This window comes from Nocardiopsis sp. CNZ308, from assembly GCF_004217075.1.
Map to the genome: position 1 here is coordinate 2,455,576 of NZ_SHKJ01000001.1, position 22,330 is coordinate 2,477,905.

The following is a 22,330-nucleotide window of genomic DNA, read 5'->3' on the forward strand; positions in this document are numbered from 1 at the left end:
CGGTGGCCCGGCGGGGTCACGTGAACGTGTCGCGCTCACCGACGGCGGGTCCGTGACTGTAGGGCCTCACCTGCTCGTCCCTCGGCACGTCGGGGTAGGTGGGCAGCTGGTCGGGCTCCGGCGCGGCGACCGCCGCCGCGCCCGGGTGGGCGAGCTGCTCCCGCATCCTGCTCCTGACGGTGGAGCGGAGTTGGGGAAGCGCCGCGTAGAGCTTGTCGCCGGGGCAGCCCGTCGCGTTGAAGTCGCGGTGGCCGACGATGGCCTCGTCGGGGTCCAGCCGGTAGGCCAGGCACAGCCAGGCGCAGGTGTCCGCCAGCGAGTCCAGCAGGGCCGCGGGCGGGGCGGCCGAGGTGTAGGTGCCCTCGTTCTCGATCCCGATCGCGTGCTCGTTGTGGTTGGCGGTGTGCGCGCCGAGCACGTGGTGTCCCGCGCTGACGGCCCGCAGGCTCTGGTCGCGCCCCTCCATGATGTGGCCGCCGCGGCTGATGGTGAACTGCTGCCCCATGTCGCTCCACCCGTTGGTGTCCATGTGGTACCGCTGGATGGAGCGCGACAGCGACGCGGCGTGCGAGGTCGAGGTGTCGGACGCGTTCGCCGTGGCGGTGTGGTGCACGACGATGTGCGTGGCCCCGCGGCGCACGACCTCGATCTTGTTCTTCGGAGCGCGCGCCCCCCAGTCGGCGCGCGTGTACACCTTGGGTCGCGTGGACGCGGAGGCCCGGTCCGCGACGGGGAACCCGGTGATCCCGCCGAGGAGCACTCCCCCGGCGGCGAGGGCGGTCCCCCGCAGAACGGTCCTGCGGTCCACCCGTGTGTGTCGGCCCGGCTCGTCTCTTCTTTCCACGGTCATGGCTCTGCGTCCTCTCCGTGCTGGGTGGTGCAACGTACGACACCAACACAGAGAACACGATAGATTACAAAGAGTAATCAAAGGGTTGTCTGTCGGCCAGGCGTGTCAGGAGAACCGCGCGAGGACGCGGTCCGCCTCCGGGAGGTCGGGCCTCGGGGGAAGCGCCGGGGGTGCGACGCAGACCTCGGGAGAGCACGGAGAAACAGCGGGGCCCCGCCTCCCGGAAGGGAGACGGGGCCCGACGTGCACGGCGTCGGTCAGGAACCGACGACGTCCAGCTTGATCGTCGCGGAGACCTCGGGGTGCAGGCGGACCTGGACCTTGTGGCTTCCGACGGCCTTGATCGGGTTCTTGATCTCGATCCGGCGCTTGTCCAGGTCGGGACCACCGGTCGCCTTGACGGCGTCGGCGATGTCCGCGGGCGTGACCGAACCGAACAGGCGGCCACCCTCGCCGGCGCGCTGCTTGAGGCGCACGGTGAGCGCGTTGACGCGGCCAGCGACCTGCTGGGCCTCGTCGAGCGTGCGGATGTCACGCGCGGAGCGCGCGCGCTGGATCAGGTCGATCTGCTTCTGACCGCCGCGCGTCCACCGGATGGCGAACCCGCGGGGCAGCAGGTAGTTGCGACCGTAGCCGTTCTTCACCTCGACGACATCGCCGGGGGCTCCGAGACCGTTGACCTCGTGGGTCAAAATCAGCTTCACGACAAAAACCTCCCTCGGATATCGCCGTTAGCGGGCGGTGCTGGTGTAGGGCAGCAGGGCCACCTCGCGCGCGTTCTTGATCGCGGTCGCGACGTCGCGCTGGTGCTGGGTGCAGTTACCCGTGACGCGGCGGGCGCGGATCTTGCCGCGCTCGGAGATGAACTTGCGGAGAAGCGTGGTGTCCTTGTAGTCGATGTAGGACTGCTTCTCCTGGCAGAAGAGGCAAACCTTCTTCTTGGGCTTGCGCGCTGCCGGCTTAGCCATCGTGGTGCTCCTTCGCAAGAGCCCCGGGGTCCTCCCGGGGATGGTCTGGTGTGGAAAGGGTCTGGCGCCTCGGGGCGCCGGACGGGGTACTCGCCGCGGTTAGAACGGGGGCTCGTCGGAGAAGCCCCCGCCTCCGCCGCCGAATCCGCCGCCGCCACCGCCGCCGTTGGTCGCCCACGGGTCGTCGGCCGGGGGACCGCTGCGGCCTCCGCCGCCCTGCGACCCGCCGAAACCGCCGCCCTGGTTCCCGTAGCCGCCGCCCTGGGGCTGGCCGCCACCGAAACCGCCGCCGCCACCGCCGCCGAAGCCGCCTCCGCCGCCGCCCTGGCGCTGCGACTTGGTCACCTTGGCGGTGGCGCTGCGCAGGGCCGGGCCGACCTCGTCGACGTCGATCTCGAAGACGGTCCGCTTCTCACCCTCGCGGGTCTCGTACGAGCGCTGCTTCAGCCGGCCCTGCACGATGACGCGCATGCCGCGCTGAAGGCTCTCGGCCACGTTCTCCGCGTACTGCCGCCAGACGGTGCAGGTGAGGAACATGGACTCGCCGTCCTTCCACTCCCCCGACGCGCGGTCGAAGGTGCGGGGCGTCGAGGCCACACGGAAGTTGGCGACCGCGGCTCCACTGGGAGTGAAGCGCAGTTCAGGGTCGTCGACCAGGTTGCCGACGAGCGTGATCTGGGTTTCGCCTGCCATGGATGGGCTCCGGTTCGAGGTAGTCGGATCAGGCGGTTTCGCCTGTTCCCCCGATCATCCGCGCGACCACCGACATAACAGACGGGGCCGGGGGTTGGATCGGGGCGGGGGACGGCGGCGGTGCGCCGCCTAGTGGACCTCGGGGCGGAGCACCTTGGTGCGGAGCACGGCCTCGGCGATACCGAGCTGGCGGTCCAGCTCCTTGACCGTGGCGGGCTCGGCGGTGAGGTCGATCACCGCGTAGATGCCCTCGGCGTTCTTGTCGATGTCGTAGGCGAGACGGCGCTTGCCCCAGATGTCGACCTTCTCCACCGAGCCGCCGTCGTTGCGGACGACACCCAGGAAGTTCTCCAGCGACGGGGCGACGGTGCGCTCGTCGAGGTTGGGGTCGAGGATGATCATGAGTTCGTAACGACGCATAGGCGTACGTTCCTCCTCTGGACTGTCGCGGCCATGGAATCTCCATAGCAGGAGGGCAGGAGTCCGGGACGGGTTCCGCGCCGCGGGGGCGGGCGTCGCGCGGACTCTGAGCCATACGGGACCCAAGATTACCAGCAGCCGCACACCTTCCGGTGCGGCCTGTGGACGGAGCCCGGGCACACGCGGAGGGGGCCGGTGCGCTCCACGCGCACCGGCCCCCTCTCCCCTCAGGGACCGGGTCAGTCGTCCCGGCCGAGGATCACCAACCTGCCGGGTTCACCGCTGGTGTTGGTCGTCCTCCCGAAGATCCCGCCGCCCTGCTCCCCGCCGTCCTGCTCGGGGTCGGAGGCCTCACCGCTGGGGTCGGTGTCCTCACAGGCGGGCTGTCCCCAGCCACCGCACTCCTCCTGGCCCCCCGAGCCGGGGCTCTCCGGGCAGTCCCGGCCCCACCCGGGCTCACAGGGCTCCTCGGTCTGCTGGCCCTGGCACTCCGGGGAGTCCGGCATGGACGGGTCGCACTCCCCCGGGCTCTCACTCGGGGACTCCTCCACCGAGGGCTCGTCGCTCGGCTCCTCGCTCTCCTCGGCGCTCGGGGACGGCGTGGGCACGAAGCTCTGTTCCGTACCGACGTAGGCGGGCGGCGGGAACTGCGCCGGTTCGACGCCCTCCATGGCGGTCGTCATGAACTCGCGCCACACGTTGGCCGAGGTGGTGCCACCGAAGATCTCGCCCGCGGTCTGGCCGTCGAACTCCAGGGCCTGGTTGGCGTCCGCGCGGCTCAGGCCCACCGCGGCGACCAGCTGCGGCGTGTACCCCACGAACCACGCGGAGACCGCGTCGCTGGAGGTACCGGTCTTGCCCGCGACGGGGCGCCCGTCGGGCAGCGCCGCCTGGTCGCCACCGCCGCCGGGCTCGACGACCTGGGTCATGGCGTAGGTGACGTCGGCCGCGACGCCCGCGGTGACCACCTGCTCACCGTTCTCCAGCAGTTCGGCGTCGTTGGGCGGGATGACCGTGCCGTCCGAGGTGCGCAGCTCGGTGACCATGTGCGCCGGGCGGTGCACCCCCCCGGCGGCGAAGGTGGAGTAGCCCTCGGCCTGGTCCAGCGCGCTCACCTGGTGGGTGCCCAGCGCGATGAGCGGCCCCTGGGCCGAGGTCGTGGTCTGCTCCTCGGCCACACCGGCCTGGACCGCGAGCTGGTCCACCGCGGCCGGGGTCATCTGCACCGCCAGCTCGACGAAGGGGGTGTTGATCGACTGGGCGGTGGACTGGATCAGGTTGACCGGTCCCCAGCTCCTGCCGCTCGCGTTGATGACCTCGCTCTGCAGCCCCGGGAACTCCTGGGGGGAGTCGCCGTCGAACGTGCTGTTGAGGCTGATGCCGTTCTCCAGCGCGGTGGCGAGCACGTAGGGCTTGTAGGACGAGCCCGCCTGCGTCCGGTGGGTCAGCGAGTTGTTGACGTCCTCGACCACGTTGTCGCCCCCGTGGAAGGCGACGATCCGCCCCGTGGCGGGATCGACCGCGGTCAGGCCCATCATCGTGTCCTCAGGGGTGTTCGGCAGGACGTCGAAGGAGCTGCGCGCGGCGTCCATGAGCGCGGGGTCCAGCGAGGTCTGCACGACGAAGCCCTGGGTGGCGATGTCCTGGGCGGTGATGTTCTGCTCGGAGTAGCGCTCCTCGATCTCCTGGACGACCGCCTGGCGGACGTAGTCGAACTTGGGGTCGTACTCCTGCTCCTCCTCGCCCTCCTCCGTGCCGTACGGAACGAGCTCGGGGATCTCCAGGGCCTCGGCCTCAGCCCGGGGCAGGCCGAGATCGGGGTCCTCCTCGTGCATGAGCGCCAGCTGGTTCTGCACGTAGGGCCAGCGCTCCTCGTTGAGGTAGGTCCTGGTCCAGTCGCCCATCTCGCCCTGGAAGTTGCTGGGCATCTGGATGATGATGCCCAGGAAGGCGCCCTCGGCGTCGGTCAGCTCGTCCAGGTCCTTGCCGAAGTAGGACTGGGCGGCCATCTGGATGCCCATGGAGTTGCGGCCGAAGTAGATGGTGTTGAGGTAGGTCGAGAGGATCTCGTCCTTCTCCATCTGCTGGTTGAGCTTGATGGAGATGAAGATCTCGCGGATCTTGCGGATGTACTGGTTCTCGATCTCCAGGTCGCTGTAGTAGTTCCGCGCCATCTGCTGGGTGATGGTGGAACCGCCGCCGGCCTCACCGCCGGAGAGGAGGGCGCGCCCGATGCCGGAGATGCTGATGCCGGGGTCGGTGTAGAAGGTGCGCTGCTCGGCGGCGAGCACGCCGTTGATGACCGTCTGCGGGATGTCCTCGCTCTGGACCTCGACCCGCCTGACCTCGCCCGTGGTGACCGCGACCTCGGGCTCGGCGTCGCCCTCCGGGGCCCACATGATCTGGGTGGCGGACAGGTCGGCGTCCGACTTGGCCTCCAGCTCGTTCACGTTGGGGGCCATGGCGTACAGGACCGCGAAGGCGGCCACGCCGCCGATGATCATCAGGCCGAAGACGGCCAGGGCGGGTTTCCAGGCCTTGGACAGGAAGCGCTTGAACCAGGGGCGGTCGTCCGGCTCCTCGTCGCGGGAGCGGCGTCTGCCGCCTCCCCCGCCTCCCCGGCCGCCGCCGGCGGCGCGGGAGCCGCGGCCCGGGGCGCGCCGCCCCTCGGAGCGGGCGGCGTTCTCGCGGTCGCGGCCGCGGTCGCGGGGGTCGCGCGGCCCGGAACCGGCCGCCCTGCGGCGGCCGCGGGGGTCCTCGTCCGGGCGGCGGCGCTGTCCCTCGGGACGGCGCGGACGCTCGCCCTCGGCACGGCGGCCGGAACGCTCGCCGTCCTGGGGCCGTCGGGGGCGCTCGCCCTCGGGGCGGCGGCGGGGGCGGTCGTCGTCCGCGGGGGCGCGGCGCTGTCCCTCGGGGCGACGGGGGCGGTCGCCCTCGGACCGGCGTCGGCCCTCGGACCGGGCCTCCTGCTCCGGGGGGCGTCGGCGGCGCGGGCGCTCGGGCCCGGCGTCGTCTCCCCAGAAGCCGTCACCGGCGTCCGGACGGCGGCGGCCTCCGGAGGGTTCGTCCCGGGGCGGGCCGTCGGCCCGGCGCCGTCCGCCGCCGCCGCGCGAGCCGTCGGCCGGGCCGTCGGCCCGGCGACGGTCGCCATCGGCGTTCCGTCGTCGTTCGGTACTCACGTGGTCCTCGATTGCCTCTCACGGCCGGTCGGCCTGACGATTCCTTGGTGGAAACGGGGGGACGGTCCCCCTGGGGGATCGGTGATCCGCGACCTGTTTCTCGCGACGACTGCGTGGACCGGACCGGCGTGGCCGTGTCCAACGCTGTGCCTGTCGTTCAAGGCTTGATAAAGGACGCCTGAAGGCGCGCGGGGGTTTTCACACAGGTCGCGAAGACGTAAGCCGCTTCTTCCTCCTGGTCGTTGGCCTGCGGGAGCGACAGCCCTCGGTGCTCGGTGCCTACGGAAACGCCGCCGCGGCAGGGGCTGGGTCCGGGGGCTCTACCGGCTACGCACGCAAATCACAGGTCACGTTAGAGCGATCGAACGGTATAGCACAACCCACGCGCGAGGTTATCGCGCGTCTTGGGACACCTGGTCATGTTTCGCCGGGAACCGCCCGTCGTGCCAGTTCAGAGCGGGCAAACCGAACGCCGACAGGTCGGCCGGCCGAAGACCCGCCCGTGAGGTGTTCGGTGTCGGCGCTGGTAGGGATGGGTGTGTGAGATTTTCCCCGCAGGATTCCGAGGGTTCACGGACGGCGTTCGACGTCCGGACGCACGCGCGCGGACACGTGTCACAGGTCTGGCAGGCGGGCCCGCAGGTGGGCGGGGATAGAGTCAGAACTGAACAAAACAGCCAGACATGCATGTTCCCCCTGCGGTTCCCGGTCGCGGGACGCGAACCGTGCCCTGGCCGTCCGCCGAGGACGGCACGGAGGGCACGGGGGCCGCGCGCCGGACACCGCCCGTCGAGGGCGGTGCAGGTCGGCGGGTGGGAACAGAAACGCCGTGTGCGCTGCTGACCACATACGGGAAACGAACGCGTGGCGACGGGACCCGGAACCGCCGTCGGCGCGGTCCCGTCGTCGTGCGCCGTGGAATCCATGTTCGCGAAGAAGAAGGAGCAAGGACCAATGGGTTCGGTACGTGTAGCCGTCGTGGGCGTCGGCAACTGTGCGGCGTCGCTCGTCCAGGGCGTGCACTACTACAAGGACGCCAACCCCGAGTCCCGGGTACCAGGCCTGATGCACGTGCAGTTCGGCCCGTACCACGTGAGCGACATCGAGTTCGTCGCGGCCTTCGACGTGGACGCCAAGAAGGTCGGCCACGACCTGGCCGACGCCATCACGGCCAGCGAGAACAACACCGTCAAGATCTGCGACGTGCCGCCGACCGGCGTCACCGTCATGCGCGGACCGACCTACGACGGGCTCGGCAAGTACTACCGCGAGGTCATCCAGGAGTCCCCCGAGGACGCGGTGGACGTGGTCGCGGCCCTCAAGGCCAGCAAGGCCGACGTGCTCGTGTCCTACCTCCCGGTGGGCTCGGAGGAGGCCGGCAAGTTCTACGCCCAGTGCGCGATCGACGCGGGCGTGGCCTTCGTCAACGCCCTGCCGGTGTTCATCGCCTCCGACCCCGTGTGGGCCGAGAAGTTCACCAGAGCGGGTGTGCCGATCATCGGCGACGACATCAAGTCGCAGATCGGCGCGACCATCACCCACCGCGTGCTGTCCAAGCTGTTCGAGGACCGCGGCGTGATCGTGGACCGCACGTACCAGCTCAACTTCGGCGGCAACATGGACTTCAAGAACATGTTGGAGCGCGACCGCCTGGAGTCCAAGAAGATCTCCAAGACCCAGTCCGTCACCTCCCAGATCCCGCACGAGCTGAAGGCCGGCTCGGTGCACATCGGCCCGTCGGACCACGTGCCGTGGCTCGACGACCGCAAGTGGGCCTACATCCGCCTGGAGGGGCGCGCGTTCGGCGACGTGCCGCTGAACCTGGAGTACAAGCTGGAGGTCTGGGACTCCCCCAACTCCGCGGGCATCATCATCGACGCGGTCCGCGCCGCCAAGATCGCCAAGGACCGCGGCATGGGCGGCCCGATCCTGGCCCCGTCCTCCTACTTCATGAAGTCCCCGCCCGAGCAGTACAGCGACGCCGAGGCGCACGAGAAGGTCGAGCAGTTCATCTCCTCGGGCCAGCACGGCGGCGCCGACGAGTAGGGAGCGGGACGCTCGTGAGGACGGTCCCGGCGCACGGCCGGGGCCGGCTCCTCCCCGGGGCCGCCCCGGCCCCGGGCACGGCCTACCCTTGGTGCCGTGTCCTTCTTCGGTGATCTGCGCGTGGTCCTGCGGGGGCCCCGGTTCCGCCGCCTGTTCGGCACCCGGCTGGTGGCGCAGTTCTCCGACGGGGTGTACCAGGCCGGGCTGGCGGGCTTCGTCTTCTTCACCCCCGAGCAGCACACCAGCGCGGGCGCCGTCGCCGCGGCCTTCGCGGTGCTGCTCCTTCCGTTCTCGGTGGTGGCGCCGTTCGCCGGGGTCCTGATCGACAGGTGGCCCCGGCGCCAGATCCTGCTGCTGTCCTCCCTGGCCAAGGCGGCGCTCGCTGTGGCGAGCGCGTTCCTGGTGGCGCGGGGCGAGAGCCCGGCCTTCCTCCTCACCGCGCTCCTGGTGCTGAGCGTCAACCGCTTCTTCCTGTCCGGGCTGTCCGCCGGACTGCCCTACGTGGTGGCCCGGGACAAGCTGATGATGGCCAACGCGGTCACACCGACCAGCGGTACCGCGGCGAGCTTCCTGGGCGCGGGGGCGGGCGCCGCGATCGGGCTGCTCGGCGGCGAGGAGGCCCTGGGCACCGGGCTCATCCTGTTCGCGGCCGCGCTCGGCTTCGCCGGGGCGGCGCTGGTCTCCCTCACCCTGGGCCATGACGAACTGGGACCGCACCTGGAGCGGGAGCCGGACGAGGTCGCGGCGGCCGTGCGCAACGTGGTGCGGGGCATGGTCTCGGGGGTGCGCCACCTCTGGGCGCGCCCGGAGGCCCGCGACGCGCTGCTCACGATCGGCGGCCACCGGGTGCTGTTCGGGATCTCCACGCTGCTGACGCTGCTGCTGTACAACAACACCTTCACCGGCGGCGGCGTGGCCGGGCTGGCCGGTTTCTCGGTGGCGATGGGCCTGTCGGGGGCGGGGTTCCTGGTGGGCGCGGTGGCCACGCCGTGGGCGACCGCCCGGATGGACCCGGGGACGTGGATCGCGCTGCAGCTGGCGGCGGCGTCGGCGGTCCTGGTGGTGTTCGGACTGCCCTTCTCGCCCGTGCTCTTCCCCGTGGCCGCGTTCGCGCTGGGCTTCGTCTCCCAGGGGGTCAAGGTCACCGTCGACACGTCGGTTCAGCGACATGTCGACGACGCGTTCCGGGGGCGGGTGTTCTCGGTGTACGACGTGCTGTTCAACGCCACGTTCGTCCTGGGCGCGGCGCTGGCCGCCGCGCTGGTCCCGCCGTCCGGGGTGAGCCCCGCGGTGGTCGTCGCGATGGCCGCGGCCTACCTGGTGATGGGCGCCGCCTGGGTCGTGCGTGGGCACCGCGCCAGCGCCGCCGAGGCGGAGCGCGAGGTCGCGTAGCGCCCTGTCGACCTGGCGACACATCGACACGTCACCATGTCGTCACGTGTTGTAGTGTCCACGGGGAGACTTGTCGACAGCGGGGATGGTCCTCCATGAACACCGGTGACGCACTGTGCGACGCCTCCAGCGCCTTCGGGCCGAGGGGGGTGGTCAAGCGCGTCGGGGCGGTGACCCGGCAGCTGCCCGTCCGCGGCGACCGCCTGCTCGACGTGGGCTGCGGCGACGGCACCTACACGGTCGAACTGGCCGGGGGCTACGTGCGGGTGGACGCGATCGACCTCGAACCCGAGCGGCTCAACGCGTTCGCCGGGCGCATCGCGGGCACGGGGCTGGAGGACCGGATCGGCATCCACAAGATGTCCGCCGACGCGCTGGCCTTCGACGCCAACACCTTCGACCGCGTGACCGCGTTCGAGGTGGTCGAGCACGTCGACGACCTGGAGGGCGCCCTCCGCGAGGTCCGCCGGGTCCTCAAGCCGGGCGGCGCGTTCTCCCTGACCACGCCCAACCGCTGGTTCCCCTTCGAGACCCACGGCGTGCTGTGGGGCGGCCGGCGCCGCTCGGCGCTGACCGCGCCCTTCCTGCCCTGGGTCGGGCCCCTGCACGCGCGCATGTCGGACGCGCGCGCGTTCACCACCCAGCAGATGGGTCGGCTGCTGCGGGGGGCCGGGCTGCGCGTGCGCGCCATCGACTACCTGATGCCGCCGTTCGACCGCCGCACCACGGCGTTGCAGACCCTGTCCGACACCCTGGAGGACACCCCGCTGCGCGTGTTCGGCATGGCCATGGCGGTCACGGCGGTCAAACCGGGCCGCTGACCCTCACAGGTGCTCGGCCGCCCAGGCGCGCAGCTCCTCGGTCGCGGCCTCCCTGCCCATCGGGCCGTTCTCCAGGCGCAGCTCCAGCAGGAAGCGGTACGCGCGCCCGACCACGGGACCCGGCTTGACCCCCAGGATCTCCTGGATCTCGTTGCCGTCCAGGTCCGGGCGGATGCGGTCCAGCTCCTCCTGCTCGGCGAGCAGCTCGATGCGCCGCTCGATGTCGTCGTAGGAGCGCGCCAGCGCCGCCGCCTTGCGCCGGTTGCGGGTGGTGCAGTCGGCGCGGGTGAGGATGTGCAGCCGCTCCAGCTGCGAACCGGCGTCGCGGGCGTACCGGCGGACCGCGGAGTCGGTCCACTCGCCCCTGCCGTAGCCGTGGAACCTCAGGTGCAGTTCGACCAGGGTGCTGACGTCGGACACCACGTCCTTGGGGAAGCGCAGCGCGGTGAGCCTCTTGCGGCTCATCGAGGCGCCCACCACCTCGTGGTGGTGGAAGGTCACCCGCCCCCCGGACTCGAAGGCGCGCGTCTTGGGCTTGCCGACGTCGTGCAGCAGCGCGGCCAGGCGCAGCACCAGGTCGGGCTCGTGTCCCCGCTTCTGCTCCAGCTCGATCGCCTGGTCCAGGACGGTGAGCGAGTGCTCGTAGACGTCCTTGTGCCGGTGGTGCTCGTCGATCTCCAGGCGCAGCTTGGGGATCTCCGGAAGCACGTACCGGGCGATGCCCAGGTCCACCATGAGCTCGATGCCGCGGTGCGGGTCGGGGCTGAGCATGAGCTTGGTCAGCTCGTCGCGGACGCGCTCGGCGGAGACGATGGAGAGCCGGTCGGCCATGTCCCGGGCGGCCTCGGCCACCTCGGGCGCCAGGGTGAAGCCGAGCTGGGCGGCGAAGCGGACCGCGCGCATGATGCGCAGCGGGTCGTCGCTGAAGGAGTCCTCGGGCCTGCCGGGGGTGCGCAGCACCTTGGCCCGCAGGTCGGCCAGACCGCCGAACGGGTCGACGAACTCCAGGCCGGGCAGGCGCACCGCCATGGCGTTGACGGTGAAGTCGCGGCGCAGCAGGTCGTCGTGGATGTCGGTGCCGTAGGCCACCTCGGGCTTGCGGGACTTGGGCGAGTAGGACTCGCTGCGGTAGGTGGTGACCTCCAGCTGGAGGCCCTTCTTGCGCAGGCCCACGGTGCCGAAGTCGATGCCGACGGTCCACACGGAGTCGGCCCAGCCGTCCACGAGCTCCAGGATGCGCTGGGGCACCGCGTCCGTGGTCAGGTCCACGTCGTTGGCCGGCCTGCCCAGGAGGGCGTCGCGCACCGGCCCGCCGACGAGGGCGAGCTGCTGGCCGTGCGCGGCGAAGCGCTCGCCGAGTTCCTCCGAGACGGTCGGGAAGGAGTCCGCCAACGCCGTGACCGCGGCACGCTGCGCACCGGTCAGCGCACCCGCACCGGTCGCGTCCCCGGCGTCCGGCTGCTGGGCGGTGTCGTTCTCCCGCGAAAACTCTGTGTTCGGCACACCACGAGACTAGGCGGCGCCCGAAGCAAACCGCGAATCGTCCCCACCCCCGGTACCGGGCCGTACACGGATCGGCGTCCGCCGCGGCGGACGCCGCCGTCCGGCGGGGAACCAGGTTTCCCCCACACGCCGCGCGGCGGGCGCGACCCGACTCCACGCACGGGGAAGGCGGTATCTTCGAGGGAAGTGGTAGGACGCCCCGGTTGCCCCGCGTCCGCCCGACCCGCGTACGCCGTGTGCGCCGTGCGGGTACTTCCGACCGTCCCCCCGCACCGCGTCACCGGCGGGACGGCCACCTGGACCCGAGTCAGGAAACCGGTCAAGCGTTGCGTCGATTTGTCTCCGCGACGGTGGTCATGGCCTTCACCACCGCGCTGCTTCCGATACCGGCCACGTCCGCGAACGCGGAGCAGACGGCCGATCCCCTCGTCGTCGAGCGCGTCACACCGGACGCGGCCGACGAGGACAGCACCCTGCGGGTCACCGGCGAGGTGACCAACACCACCTCCGAGGACCTGACCGACGTCAGCGTGCGGCTCAGCTACTCGCGGCACCCCTTCAGCGACCGCGGCGAGCTGGACGAGTTCGCCTCGGGAGAGGGCTGGCAGCCCGACGCGCCGGGGCCCGACGAGGAGGTCACCGCGGAACTGGCCCCCGAGGCCAGCGCCGAGTACTCCCTGAGCGTGCCGGTCGAGGACCTCGACCTGGACTCCTACGGCGTCTACCCGCTGGTCGTCGAGGCCGTGGACGGGGGCGGCCGGGTCATCGGCTCCCAGTACACCTTCCTCCCCTACACGGGCGGGGAGGACGTCCCCTCCGTCGACATCGCCTGGGTGTGGCCGCTGATGGCGTCGCCCCAGCGCGCGGACGAGGACACCTTCCTCGACGACGACCTGCACTCGTCGGTCGCCGCCGACGGCCGCCTGGGCCGCCTGCTGGCCGCGGGGGCGCAGGCGCCGGTGTCCTTCGAGGCCGGGGAGGAGGACCTGGTCGAGCTGCTGGGCCTGAACGAGGAGTCCGAGGGGCCCTCGGAGGGCACGGCCACCGCGGAGGAGACCGCGGAGGCCCTCCCCACCGAGGAGGCCACCGGCGAGGGCGCGGAGAACGCGGAGGACGGGGAAGAGTCCGCCGAGGAGGTCACCGAGCGCGCCGAGGGGGTCCCGGTCACCTGGGCCGTGGACCCCGGCACGCTCGACGACATCCTGCGCATGGCCTCCTCAGGGCACGCGGTCGTGGAGGACCCCCTCGCGGTGCCCGCCGAGTCCGAGCCGGTGCGGCACGAGGTCGAGGCCAGCGAGGCGGCCCAGGTGTGGCTGCGCGAGGCCCGCCGCGTGCTGGCCGCCGACCACGTCGTGGCCACCCCCTACGCCCGGGCCGACCTGGCCGCCCTGCTGCGGCACGACATGGGCTCCGACGCCGAGGCGGCCCTGAGGGTCGGCCAGGAGGCTGTCCTGCGGGCGCTGGAGACGGAGGCCGACGAGGCCTTCGCCCTGCCCCCCGGCGGCCTGATGGACCGGGGCGTCCACCAGCTGCTCGCCTCCCACGGCGCGACCCGCTTCCTGCTCGACGAGAGGGCCCTGCCCGCCGTGTCCTGGCTGTCCGCGACCCCCACCGCGCAGGCCCCGCTGCCCCCGCCGGAGGAGGAGGCGTCCGAGGAGCCGTTCGCCCTGGTCGCCGACCAGGGCATCACCGACGTGCTGTCCATGCCCACCGGGAAGCCGGGCCAGTCCGAGCTCGCGCTCCAGCGCTTCGCCGCGGAGACGGCGATGATCGCGGGCGAGAACGCCGGGGGCGGCCGGGTGGTCGTCGCCTCACCGGAGCCGGACTGGAACCCCGACGCCGAGTTCGCCCGGGGCGTGCTGGCCGCCTCCGAGGACCTGCCGTGGCTGACCCCCCGCGGCCTGGACGGGGTCGAGCCGCCCGACGCCGGTGAGCGCGAGCGGACCCGCCGGTCCCTGACTTACCCCGACAGCGCCTACGGGGAGGAGCTCAGCTCCACCTACCTGGAGCTGATCGAGGACGTGAGCCGGGACGTGCGCCTGTTCAACAGCGTCCTGGTCGGCGACAGAGACCCGCTCCGCCCGGCGCTGCTGCGCCTGGAGTCGGTGTACTGGCGGGAGGAGGAGGCCATGGCCGGCGCCACCCGCTCCCTGGTCGCCCAGGACGTGCAGGCCCGCATGAACGACGTGCGGGTCATCCCCGGCGAGCCGGTCACCCTGGCCAGCCGGACCGGCACCACCGGCGTCCTGGTCGCCAACGACCTGGAGGACGAGACCGTCTTCGTGAACCTGTCGGTCTTCTCCGAGAACTCCGACCGCCTGAGCGTCGGCGAGTACAACCACTCCTTCGAGCTGGGGCCGGGCACCAGGACCACGGTGTACATCCCGCTGTCGGCCCGGGTCAACGGCCGCACGGTCCTCAACGTGGGGCTGCAGAACTCCGAGGGCGAGCCGATCAGCAGCCAGGACGTCGAGATCCCGGTGAACGCCACCGGTCTGGGCACCCAGGCGCTGGCCATCAGCGGTATCGGCCTGCTGATCCTCGTCGCGGCCCTGGCCCCGCGCGCGCTGCGCAAGTGGGTCCGCAGCAAGGCCGCCGCGGCCGCCTCCGAAACCTCCGGGGCCGCCCAGTCGCCCGAGGCCGCGGAGGCCTCCGGGACCGCCGCCGGGACGGACCGGGACGGCGCGAACACCGAGGACTCCGCGGGCGTCCCACACTCCGGGGGAACGCCCTCCGAGGACCCGTCCGGGAGCACTGCCTCCGCGACGGACCGCGACACCGCCTCCGACACCTCCGGGGACCCCTCCTCCGCGCAGGACGCCTCCCCCGCCGGGGAGGCCGCCCCGGGCGGGGACGCGGACGGAGCCGAGGACACCGAGCGGCCGGAGGACCCCTCCGGCCACGAGAAAGCCGACTCCCCAGCCGCGGCGGGCAGCGCGGAGCGGGACCGCGACGGCACGGGCACGTGACCCAGCGGTTCCGGAGAGGGTGACATGGCTCCCTACCGACAGGACGCCATGTCGACACACCCGCACGTCTCCATGTCGGCGCACGCGGCCCGCACCCGCGTGGCCGACCCGCGGACGCCGGACCACGGCGCCGCGGCCGGACATTCCCCAGTCGGACGAAAGGAAGCCTGATCCACGGTGGTCACCGACTCTTCGAACGGCGGCGGGAAGCACCGCCGACGCCCCCAGCCGCAAGCCCCGCTCCCGAGCGCGGTCCGTCACGAGAGCGGCCCCGCGCCCACCTTCGAGGAGGGTGAGCTTCCGGGTCCCGTCACCGACTCCGCCCCCGGGCACGGGTCCGGAGGGGACTCCGGCGGCGGCTCCGACCAGGGCGGGGACGCCGGGTCGGGCGGCGGCGGCATGATGCGCTCCAGCGCCATCATGGCCGTGGGCACCCTGGCCTCCCGGATCACCGGCTTCGCCCGCACCATCGTGCTCGGCGCCGCCATCGGCACCCACCTGCTCGGTGACGCCTACCACACGGCGCACACGATCCCCTTCATCCTCAACGACCTGCTCATCGGCGGGCTGATGGCCAGCGTCATCATCCCGTTCCTGGTCAAGCGGCGTAAGCGCGACGCGGACGGCGGCAAGGCCACCGAGGACCGGCTGTTCACCACCACGCTGCTGGCGCTGCTGCTGCTCACCGCGGTCGCGATCGCGGCCGCCGAGCTCCTCATCTGGCTCTACGGCTCCCGGTTCACGCCGGTCCAGTTCGACGCCTCGGTCTACCTCGCGCGGTACCTGCTGGCGCAGATCTTCTTCGTGGGCATGAGCGGCCTGCTGAGCGCCATGCTCAACACCCGCAACCGGTTCGGCGCGGCCGTGTGGGCCCCGGTGCTGAACAACCTCGTCATCATGAGCGTGGCGGCCGTGTTCCTGTGGGTGGCCGGTCCGGGCCGCACCCCCGAGACCGTCACCGACGGCCAGCTGACCCTGCTGGGCGCGGGCACCGCGGCCGGCATGGCGCTCCAGGCCGTCGTGCTGTTCGTGGCCCTGTCCCGCACCGGCTACCGCTGGCGGCCCCGCCTGGACCTGCGCGGCTCCGGGCTCGGCGACGCCGTGCGCACCGCCGGGTGGATGATGCTCTACACCCTGCTCACCCAGGCCGGGCTGTGGATCACCACCAACATCGCCAACGCCGCGAACGTGGCGAGCATCAGGGAGGGCCTGGACGTCGGCGCGGGCATCAGCGCCTACAACCTGGCGTACCAGCTCTTCCAGCTGCCGTACGCGATCATCGCGGTCTCCCTCATCACCGTGCTGCTGCCCCGGATGAGCGCCCACGCCGACGACCACGACTGGGACGCCGTCCGCGCGGACTTCTCCCGCACCCTGCGCGTCTCCGCGTTCGTGCTGGTGCCGACCGCCTTCGCGGTGGCGATGTTCGCCGAGCCGCTGTCCGTCCTGGCCTTCGCGCGCGGGTCCATCTCGGTGGACGACGCGGAGAGCATCGGCCAGATCCTCGCGGTCATGTCGCTGGGGCTGGTGCCCTTCACCGTGTTCCAGCTCATGCTGCGCGTGTTCTTCGCCATGGGCGACACCCGCACCCCCGCGATGCTCGGCCTCGCCAACCTGGCCGTGCACAGCGCCCTGGCGCTGACGTCCTACCTGGTGCTTCCGCCGAACCTGGTGGTCGTGGGCGTGGCCGCGGGCTTCATGATCTCGTTCCTGTCCGGGCTGACCATCGCCGGAATCGTGCTGAGCCGGCGCATCGGGGGGCTTGACGGCAAGCACGTCATTGGCACATTGTTGCGCCTGCACCTGGCCGCCGTCCCGAGCATCGCGGCCGGCCTCGGTGTGCTCTGGGCCTTCGACACCTACGTCGGCCCCGGCCTGGCCACCTACATCGGCGCCCCGGCCGCCGGATGCGTCCTGGGCGCGCTGCTCTTCCTGGGATGCGCGCGGCTGCTGCGCGTCCCGGAGCTGACCGGTGCCGTGGAACTGATCCGCGCCCGGCTGCGTCGTTGATGCCGTGACCCCCCTCCCCCGGCTCTGCCCCGCCGAGGCCCCGAAGCCGCCCGAACGAGAGTGAAGGACAGCACGACGGTGTCCAGCGAGCTGCCGCAGCGGACGTCCCCCGGGGACGCCGAGCCGCCCGACGGGAACAGAACCCCTCGGCGGCCCGCCATGGTGATGCCGGAGGACGTGCTCGACACCTACGAGCGCGAGGAGCCGGGCACCGAGCCCGAGACCGGACTGCACACGCTCCGGGATCCGAGCGACATCGGTGACGTGGGCACCGCCGACCGCATGGAGGACGGCGACGAGATCGGCGGCACCTCCCACACGGCGCCGGGCAACCTCGCCCGGTCGAGCGCGATCATGGCGCTGGGCACCATCGTCTCCCGTGTCACGGGGTTCGTGCGCACCATCATCCTGGCGGCGGCGATCGGCACCCAGCTGCTGGGCGACGCCTACCAGACGGCGGGCATGGTCCCGTACATGGTCTACGACCTGCTCATCGGCGGGTTGCTGGCCAGCGTGTTCGTGCCGTTCCTGGTCAAGCGGCGCAAGCTGGACGCCGACGGGGGCAACGGCGTCGAGCAGCGCCTGGTCACCCTGATGCTGCTGGTGCTGTTCGCCCTCACACTGGTGTCGGTGCTGGTCGCGGAGTGGTTCATCCGCATCTACGCGGGCGGGTTCTCCGGCGCCCAGTACGAGGTCTCGGTCGTCCTGGCCCGGTACCTGGTCACGCAGATCTTCTTCATCGGCGCCAGCGGGCTGGCCAGCGCGATGCTCAACGCGCGCAACAGGTTCGGCGCGCCCATGTGGGCGCCGGTGCTGAACAACGTGGTCATCATCGGCGTCTGCGTGTGGTTCCTGAACCTGGCCGGTCCGGGGCGCACCCCCGAGACCGTCACCGACGGCCAGCTGATGCTGCTGGGTCTGGGCACCGCCCTGGGGCAGGTGGTCCAGGCCGCCGTCCTGGTGTGGGCGCTGGCCGCGGCGGGCTTCCGCTGGCGCCCGCGCCTGGACCTGCGGGGCTCGGGCCTGGGCGAGGCGGCCGGAGCCGCCTCGTGGATGATGCTCTACATCGTCGTCGCGCAGGTGGGGGCGCTGGTCTCCACCAACGTGGCCACCCGCGCGGGCGCCCTGGCCGCCGACGCGGGCTTCGAGTCCGGCGCGGGCATCGCGGCGTACAAGTTCGCGTCGATGCTCTTCCAGCTCCCGTACGCGGTCATCGCCGTCTCGGTGATCACCGCGCTGCTGCCCAGGATGAGCGAGCACGTGGCCGCGGGCCGCAAGGACCAGGTGCGCAGCGACTTCTCACGCGGCTTCCGGCTGTCCTCGGTGCTGATCGCACCGCTCTCGGTCGCGATGATCGTGTTCGCGATCCCGTTCTGCGTGCTGATCTACGCGCAGGGCAGCACGAGTGCCGAGGACGCGGCCGCCATCGGGCGCATCCTCATGGTCTTCTGCGTGATGCTGATCCCGTTCACGCTCTTCCAGCTCCAGATGCGCGTGTTCTACGCTCTGGGCGACACCCGGACCCCGGCCCTGGTGTCGATCCCCTCCGAGATCGCCCACGCGACCACGGCGATCGGCCTGCTGTTCCTCGTCGAACCGCAGCACGTCGTGGTGTGGCTTCCCGTACCGTACGGCCTGTACTACGTCGTCGGTTCCGTCATCATGTGGTGCGTGCTGCACCGGCGGCTCAACGGCCTGGACGGGCGCCGGACCGCGGCCACGCTGTTCCGGCTGCACCTGGCCGCCGTCCCGTCCGCGGCCTTCGGGGTGGCGATGATCTACCTCTTCCGGGGCCTGCCGGGCGAGGTCTGGCCGGGTCTGGCGGCGATGGCGGCGGGAGGCGCCGTCGGAGCCGTGCTGTTCGTGGTGACCGCAAAGCTCCTCAAAGTGACAGAAGTCACATCCTTCCTCGATTTGCTCAAAACCCGGTTGCGACGCCGCTGATCACCAGGAATAGCTGAGATTGAGCGGACCCGCTCCGTTACGCACCGGAAGGTGGCCGAGTATCCGTTGTCCTCCGAAGATGCTGTTCACGCGTCCTAGCATGGACAGGCATCGCTTTACCGCTACCGCATTGTTCAACCGAACTGCCCGAAGGGAGGCTGGGGACAGCAGGCAGGGCCGACGGACCCCTCGCGCGCACCCCGTACCGCTCCGGTCCGCAGACGGCCAGGGAGCGCGGACGCACGCGAAACCACGGCACTGGCACCCGTCACTCCCATCATGAGCACCTTCCTCATCGAACCCGGGGCGAAGCTGGCCAACCGCTACCGCCTGGACCAAGTGGTGAGCGAGACCGGCGGCGCCACACGCTGGAAGGCCACCGACGAGACGCTCGCGCGTCCCGTGGCGGTGTGGACCTTCGCCGAGGGCTTCCCGCGCACCTCCGAGGTCGTGCGCGCCGCCCGGGCCACGAGCCGCATCCCCGACGCCCGCGTCACGCAGGTCTTCGACGCCGACGACTCCTCCCCCGTCCCCTACGTGGTCGAGGAGTGGGTCATCGGCTCCTCCCTGGCCGACCTCCTCTCTCAGGGCCCCATGGAGCCCGAGCGCGCCGCCGGGCTGGTCGCCGAGGCCGCCGAGGCGATCGCCGCCGCGCACGCCGGAGGCCTCCACCACCTGTGCCTGACCCCGAGCAAGCTCATGTGGAGCAGCGGCGGCGCGGTCAAGGTGACCGGCATCGGTGTGGACGCCGCCCTGCTGGGCGCCGGCAACCCCGACCCCGCGGCCACCGACGCCCAGGGGCTGGGCAACCTGCTCTACGCGGCGCTCACCGGGCACTGGCCCGGCGGCCCGCAGAGCGGCCTGCCCGCCGCTCCCGAGGGCCCCGCGGGCCCCTACCCTCCCCACCACATCCGCCAGGGCGTCACCGAACCCCTGGGCACCATCACCACGCGCGCCGCCCTGCCGCAGCTCGCGGGACAGCTGGTGCCCGGACCGCCCATCACCTCGCCGGCCGACTTCTGCGCGGCCATGGCCGAGGTGCCCCGGCTCATCCCCCTGCCCGTCACCCAGGCCGAGTCGGCCCCGCCCGTGCCCGGGACCTCCCGGCGCACCGGCGAGTTCGACAGCACCGGCCCGCGCCGCGGCCCGCGCGGTACCCGCGGCGGGGCCGCGGGCGCACGGGACGACCAGGAGGCGCGCCACGGTTCCGTCGGACGGACGGGATCCGCCTCGCGGGGCGGCGCCTCCGTCCGGGGCGGCTCCGAGGTGCGCGAGCGGCCGGGTCCCTCCCGGATGGAGCAGCGGACCGCGCGCACGCAGCCCTCGCTCCGCAAGATCCTGATCGGCGTGGCGGCCCTCGTGCTGTTCGCCGGTGTGGTCGTCGGCGCCTGGACGGTCGGGACGATGTTCAGCGCGGGCGGGGGCGAGGAGGCCCCGTCCGAGGGCGGCGGCGACCAGGCGGCGGACGGCGGCGGGGAGGTGGAGCTGAGCCCGCTGGAGATCCAGGGGTCACGCGGTCTCAACCCGCACGGCAACACCGACGAGCACTCGGACAAGGCGGGTCGCGCCCACGACGGGGACACCTCCACGGAGTGGAACACCCAGGGCTACAGGGACCCGCTCAGCGCCATCAAGCCCGGCGTCGGCCTCCAGCTCGACCTCGGCGCCGTCCACGAGGTCCACGAGGTCGACCTCAACCTCGGCGGCAGCGGCTACGAGTTCCAGATCCTGGCGGGTGAGACCGACTCGGACAGCGAGGACGGCTACGAGGTCGTCGGTTCGGGCCAGGGCGGCTCCCAGGTCGTCACCCTGGACGAACCTGTCGAGGCCCGCTACGTCGTGGTCTGGTTCACCGAGCTGGCCGGGTCCGGCGAGTGGAGGGGGACGGTCTACGAGGCCGAGGTACGGGGCGTCGAGTAGCGGGGTACGTGATCGGGTACTGATGGACGCGGTCCAGGAGCTTCCTGACCGGGAGCTGTTGACGAGGCACGCTCAGGGCGACGACCAGGCCTTCGCGGTCCTGGTGCGTCGGCACCGCGAGCGCCTTTGGGCTGTCGCCGTGCGCATGATGGGCGACCGCGAGGAGGCCTCCGACGCCCTCCAGGACGCGTTCCTGTCCGCGTTCCGCGCCGCCGACCGCTTCCGCGGCGAGGCGCAGGTGAGCACGTGGCTGCACCGGATCGTGGTGAACGCCTGCCACGACCGGCTGCGCCGCCGCAAGGTGCGCCCGGCCACCCCGACCGAGGACGAGACCCTGGACCTCATGTCCAACGAGCGGCTCGGCCGCTCGGGAGGGGGGCCGGACCACGCCTCGCAGACCGAGACGCGCCTGGACGTCAACGCCGCGCTGGACCTGCTCCCGCTGGACCAGCGCATGGCGCTGACCCTCGTGGACATGCTCGGCTACCGGGTGGAGGAGGCCGCGCGGATCCTCGACGTGGCGACGGGGACGGTCAAGAGCAGGTGTGCGCGAGGTCGCGCCAGACTTCTCCCGACGCTGGCCCATCTGAGGAACCCTCGACAGGCCGGAGACGTCACAACTGGGAGAGGAGGTGCCAACCCATCGTGACGTCCCATCCAGACGTGGAGGCACTCGCCTTCTTCGCCGAGGAGCTCCTGGAGCCCGACGAGGAACGCACCGTCGCAGCCCACATAGACACCTGCGCGACCTGCGCGGCGACCCTGGGAGAACTCACCGGGGTGGCCGAGGCGCTGGCCGCCGTACCGGCTCCCGCCCTGCCCTGGGACGTGGCCGACCTTCTCGACCAGCGCGTCGCGGAGGCGGTGCGCGAGCGCGCGGCGGGCGCCCCCGCCGAGGCGGAGGGCGCCGCACCGTCGCCGGCCGGGGACCTCCCGGCGTCCGGCGGCGCCACGGTGACCCCTCTCCCACGCCGGCCCCGGACCGGGCGGAGCCTCAGCAGGGCCCGGCTGATGATGCTGGCCGCCGCCGCGGCGGTCGTCGTGGGGGGCGGCGGCGCGGCCCTGTTCAACGGTGTGCTCACCCCGGGCGGCCAGGGCGGGGAGACCGGTGTCGCGGCCCCGCTGGCGGAGAACGGCCAGGAGAACGCCCCGGACACGGCGCAGTCCTACACGCCTCAGGTGGTGCGGAGCGGGACCGTCTACACCGGGGCGGCCCTGGCCGAGCAGGCCGCCCGGACGCTCGACCTGTCCCCCGTGGGCGGGACCGGTGCCGGAGGCGGGGGCGAACCCGGCGGGGGCGCGGAGACCGCTCCCCTGGCCGTCGAGGCCGCTCCCCCCGGCGTGCAGGAGTGCGTGGTGCTCCTCGGCGAGGAGTTCGGCGGGCACTTCACCCTGGTCGACGACGCCCGCTACGGCGACGGGGACTCCCCCGCGTGGGTGCTGTTCTCCCCCCGGGGCGAGCGGTTCGAGGTGTACGTGGTCGATCCGGCCTGCGCGCGGGGCGGCGACCCCGGACAGAACGTCCTCGACCAGGAGACCGTCCAGGCGCCCTGACCGCTCCGGGTCCGTGTCCCTTTGACGCCGTGTCGACATGTCGCCGGAACGGGGCCGGGCC

General features: G+C 72.1%; 16 protein-coding genes. 9 read left to right on the plus strand and 7 right to left on the minus strand.

Annotated elements, in window-relative coordinates; all coding sequences use genetic code 11:
• Positions 1 to 16: 16 nt before the first annotated feature.
• From EV372_RS10665 to EV372_RS10690, 6 genes are all read right to left on the minus strand, one after another.
• The gene (locus tag EV372_RS10665; RefSeq protein ID WP_197044402.1) at positions 17 to 850 is read right to left on the minus strand and encodes a peptidoglycan recognition protein family protein; all 834 of its coding nucleotides are present in this window, start codon (positions 848 to 850) and stop codon (positions 17 to 19) included.
• A gap of 257 nt (positions 851 to 1,107) precedes the next feature.
• A complete protein-coding gene (rplI, locus tag EV372_RS10670; protein WP_026338380.1) occupies positions 1,108 to 1,554 on the minus strand; it encodes a 50S ribosomal protein L9 in 447 nt (148 codons plus the stop codon).
• A 27-nt stretch (positions 1,555 to 1,581) separates the two neighbouring features.
• A complete protein-coding gene (gene rpsR, locus EV372_RS10675; RefSeq protein ID WP_013155832.1) occupies positions 1,582 to 1,818 on the minus strand; it encodes a 30S ribosomal protein S18 in 237 nt (78 codons plus the stop codon).
• 99 nt (positions 1,819 to 1,917) lie between these two features.
• A complete protein-coding gene (locus EV372_RS10680) occupies positions 1,918 to 2,511 on the minus strand; it encodes a single-stranded DNA-binding protein (protein ID WP_130395884.1) in 594 nt (197 codons plus the stop codon).
• Positions 2,512 to 2,640: 129 nt separating this feature from the next.
• The gene (gene rpsF, locus EV372_RS10685; RefSeq protein ID WP_013155834.1) at positions 2,641 to 2,931 is read right to left on the minus strand and encodes a 30S ribosomal protein S6; all 291 of its coding nucleotides are present in this window, start codon (positions 2,929 to 2,931) and stop codon (positions 2,641 to 2,643) included.
• A 239-nt stretch (positions 2,932 to 3,170) separates the two neighbouring features.
• Positions 3,171 to 6,110 carry a transglycosylase domain-containing protein gene (locus EV372_RS10690; RefSeq protein ID WP_130395885.1) on the minus strand — a complete coding sequence of 980 codons (2,940 nt, stop codon included), beginning with the start codon at positions 6,108 to 6,110 and terminating at the stop codon, positions 3,171 to 3,173.
• Positions 6,111 to 7,064: 954 nt separating this feature from the next.
• Between EV372_RS10690 and EV372_RS10695 the strand changes: the two genes are divergently transcribed.
• From EV372_RS10695 to EV372_RS10705, 3 genes are all read left to right on the plus strand, one after another.
• On the plus strand, positions 7,065 to 8,156 hold the full coding sequence (locus tag EV372_RS10695) for an inositol-3-phosphate synthase (protein WP_130395886.1): 1,092 nt from the start codon (positions 7,065 to 7,067) through the stop codon (positions 8,154 to 8,156).
• 96 nt (positions 8,157 to 8,252) lie between these two features.
• Complete coding sequence (locus EV372_RS10700) at positions 8,253 to 9,548, plus strand: MFS transporter (RefSeq protein ID WP_130395887.1); 1,296 nt, start codon at positions 8,253 to 8,255, stop codon at positions 9,546 to 9,548.
• A 95-nt stretch (positions 9,549 to 9,643) separates the two neighbouring features.
• Positions 9,644 to 10,369: a class I SAM-dependent methyltransferase gene (locus tag EV372_RS10705; protein WP_013155838.1), complete on the plus strand. Its 726-nt coding sequence runs from the start codon at positions 9,644 to 9,646 to the stop codon at positions 10,367 to 10,369.
• A 3-nt stretch (positions 10,370 to 10,372) separates the two neighbouring features.
• Here the strand turns inward: EV372_RS10705 and EV372_RS10710 are convergent, their stop codons facing one another.
• Positions 10,373 to 11,872: a CCA tRNA nucleotidyltransferase gene (locus tag EV372_RS10710; protein WP_130395888.1), complete on the minus strand. Its 1,500-nt coding sequence runs from the start codon at positions 11,870 to 11,872 to the stop codon at positions 10,373 to 10,375.
• Between the two features lie 356 nt (positions 11,873 to 12,228).
• On the opposite strand from EV372_RS10710, the gene EV372_RS10715 reads away from it, so the two are divergent.
• The 6 genes from EV372_RS10715 to EV372_RS10740 all read left to right on the plus strand — a co-directional run bounded on the left by EV372_RS10715 (position 12,229) and on the right by EV372_RS10740 (position 22,269).
• A complete protein-coding gene (locus EV372_RS10715) occupies positions 12,229 to 14,841 on the plus strand; it encodes a DUF6049 family protein (protein WP_130398861.1) in 2,613 nt (870 codons plus the stop codon).
• A 177-nt stretch (positions 14,842 to 15,018) separates the two neighbouring features.
• Positions 15,019 to 16,851 (plus strand): murein biosynthesis integral membrane protein MurJ, encoded by a 1,833-nt coding sequence (gene murJ, locus EV372_RS10720; RefSeq protein ID WP_130395889.1) that lies wholly within the window; start codon positions 15,019 to 15,021, stop codon positions 16,849 to 16,851.
• 159 nt (positions 16,852 to 17,010) lie between these two features.
• Positions 17,011 to 18,795, plus strand: a complete 1,785-nt coding sequence (murJ, locus tag EV372_RS10725) for a murein biosynthesis integral membrane protein MurJ (protein WP_130398862.1) — start codon at positions 17,011 to 17,013, stop codon at positions 18,793 to 18,795.
• A gap of 279 nt (positions 18,796 to 19,074) precedes the next feature.
• Positions 19,075 to 20,715 carry a protein kinase family protein gene (locus EV372_RS10730; RefSeq protein WP_130395890.1) on the plus strand — a complete coding sequence of 547 codons (1,641 nt, stop codon included), beginning with the start codon at positions 19,075 to 19,077 and terminating at the stop codon, positions 20,713 to 20,715.
• A gap of 22 nt (positions 20,716 to 20,737) precedes the next feature.
• Positions 20,738 to 21,364, plus strand: coding sequence for an RNA polymerase sigma factor SigM (sigM, locus tag EV372_RS10735; protein WP_130395891.1), 627 nt, complete (start codon positions 20,738 to 20,740; stop codon positions 21,362 to 21,364).
• Positions 21,361 to 22,269 carry an anti-sigma factor gene (locus EV372_RS10740; protein WP_486484127.1) on the plus strand — a complete coding sequence of 303 codons (909 nt, stop codon included), beginning with the start codon at positions 21,361 to 21,363 and terminating at the stop codon, positions 22,267 to 22,269. The genes sigM and EV372_RS10740 overlap by 4 nt, the downstream gene beginning before the upstream one ends.
• Positions 22,270 to 22,330: the final 61 nt, after the last annotated feature.

Excerpts from the sequence above, each read along its gene's own strand:
- rpsF (WP_013155834.1), bottom strand. The coding sequence starts at position 2,931 with ATGCGTCGTTACGAACTCATGATCATCCTCGACCCCAACCTCGACGAG.
- EV372_RS10715 (WP_130398861.1), top strand. The coding sequence starts at position 12,229 with ATGGCCTTCACCACCGCGCTGCTTCCGATACCGGCCACGTCCGCGAAC.
- murJ (WP_130398862.1), top strand. The coding sequence starts at position 17,011 with ATGGTGATGCCGGAGGACGTGCTCGACACCTACGAGCGCGAGGAGCCG.
- sigM (WP_130395891.1), top strand. The coding sequence starts at position 20,738 with ATGGACGCGGTCCAGGAGCTTCCTGACCGGGAGCTGTTGACGAGGCAC.
- EV372_RS10730 (WP_130395890.1), top strand. The coding sequence starts at position 19,075 with ATGAGCACCTTCCTCATCGAACCCGGGGCGAAGCTGGCCAACCGCTAC.
- EV372_RS10695 (WP_130395886.1), top strand. The coding sequence starts at position 7,065 with ATGGGTTCGGTACGTGTAGCCGTCGTGGGCGTCGGCAACTGTGCGGCG.
- EV372_RS10665 (WP_197044402.1), bottom strand. The coding sequence starts at position 850 with ATGACCGTGGAAAGAAGAGACGAGCCGGGCCGACACACACGGGTGGAC.
- EV372_RS10705 (WP_013155838.1), top strand. The coding sequence starts at position 9,644 with ATGAACACCGGTGACGCACTGTGCGACGCCTCCAGCGCCTTCGGGCCG.
- EV372_RS10680 (WP_130395884.1), bottom strand. The coding sequence starts at position 2,511 with ATGGCAGGCGAAACCCAGATCACGCTCGTCGGCAACCTGGTCGACGAC.
- rpsR (WP_013155832.1), bottom strand. The coding sequence starts at position 1,818 with ATGGCTAAGCCGGCAGCGCGCAAGCCCAAGAAGAAGGTTTGCCTCTTC.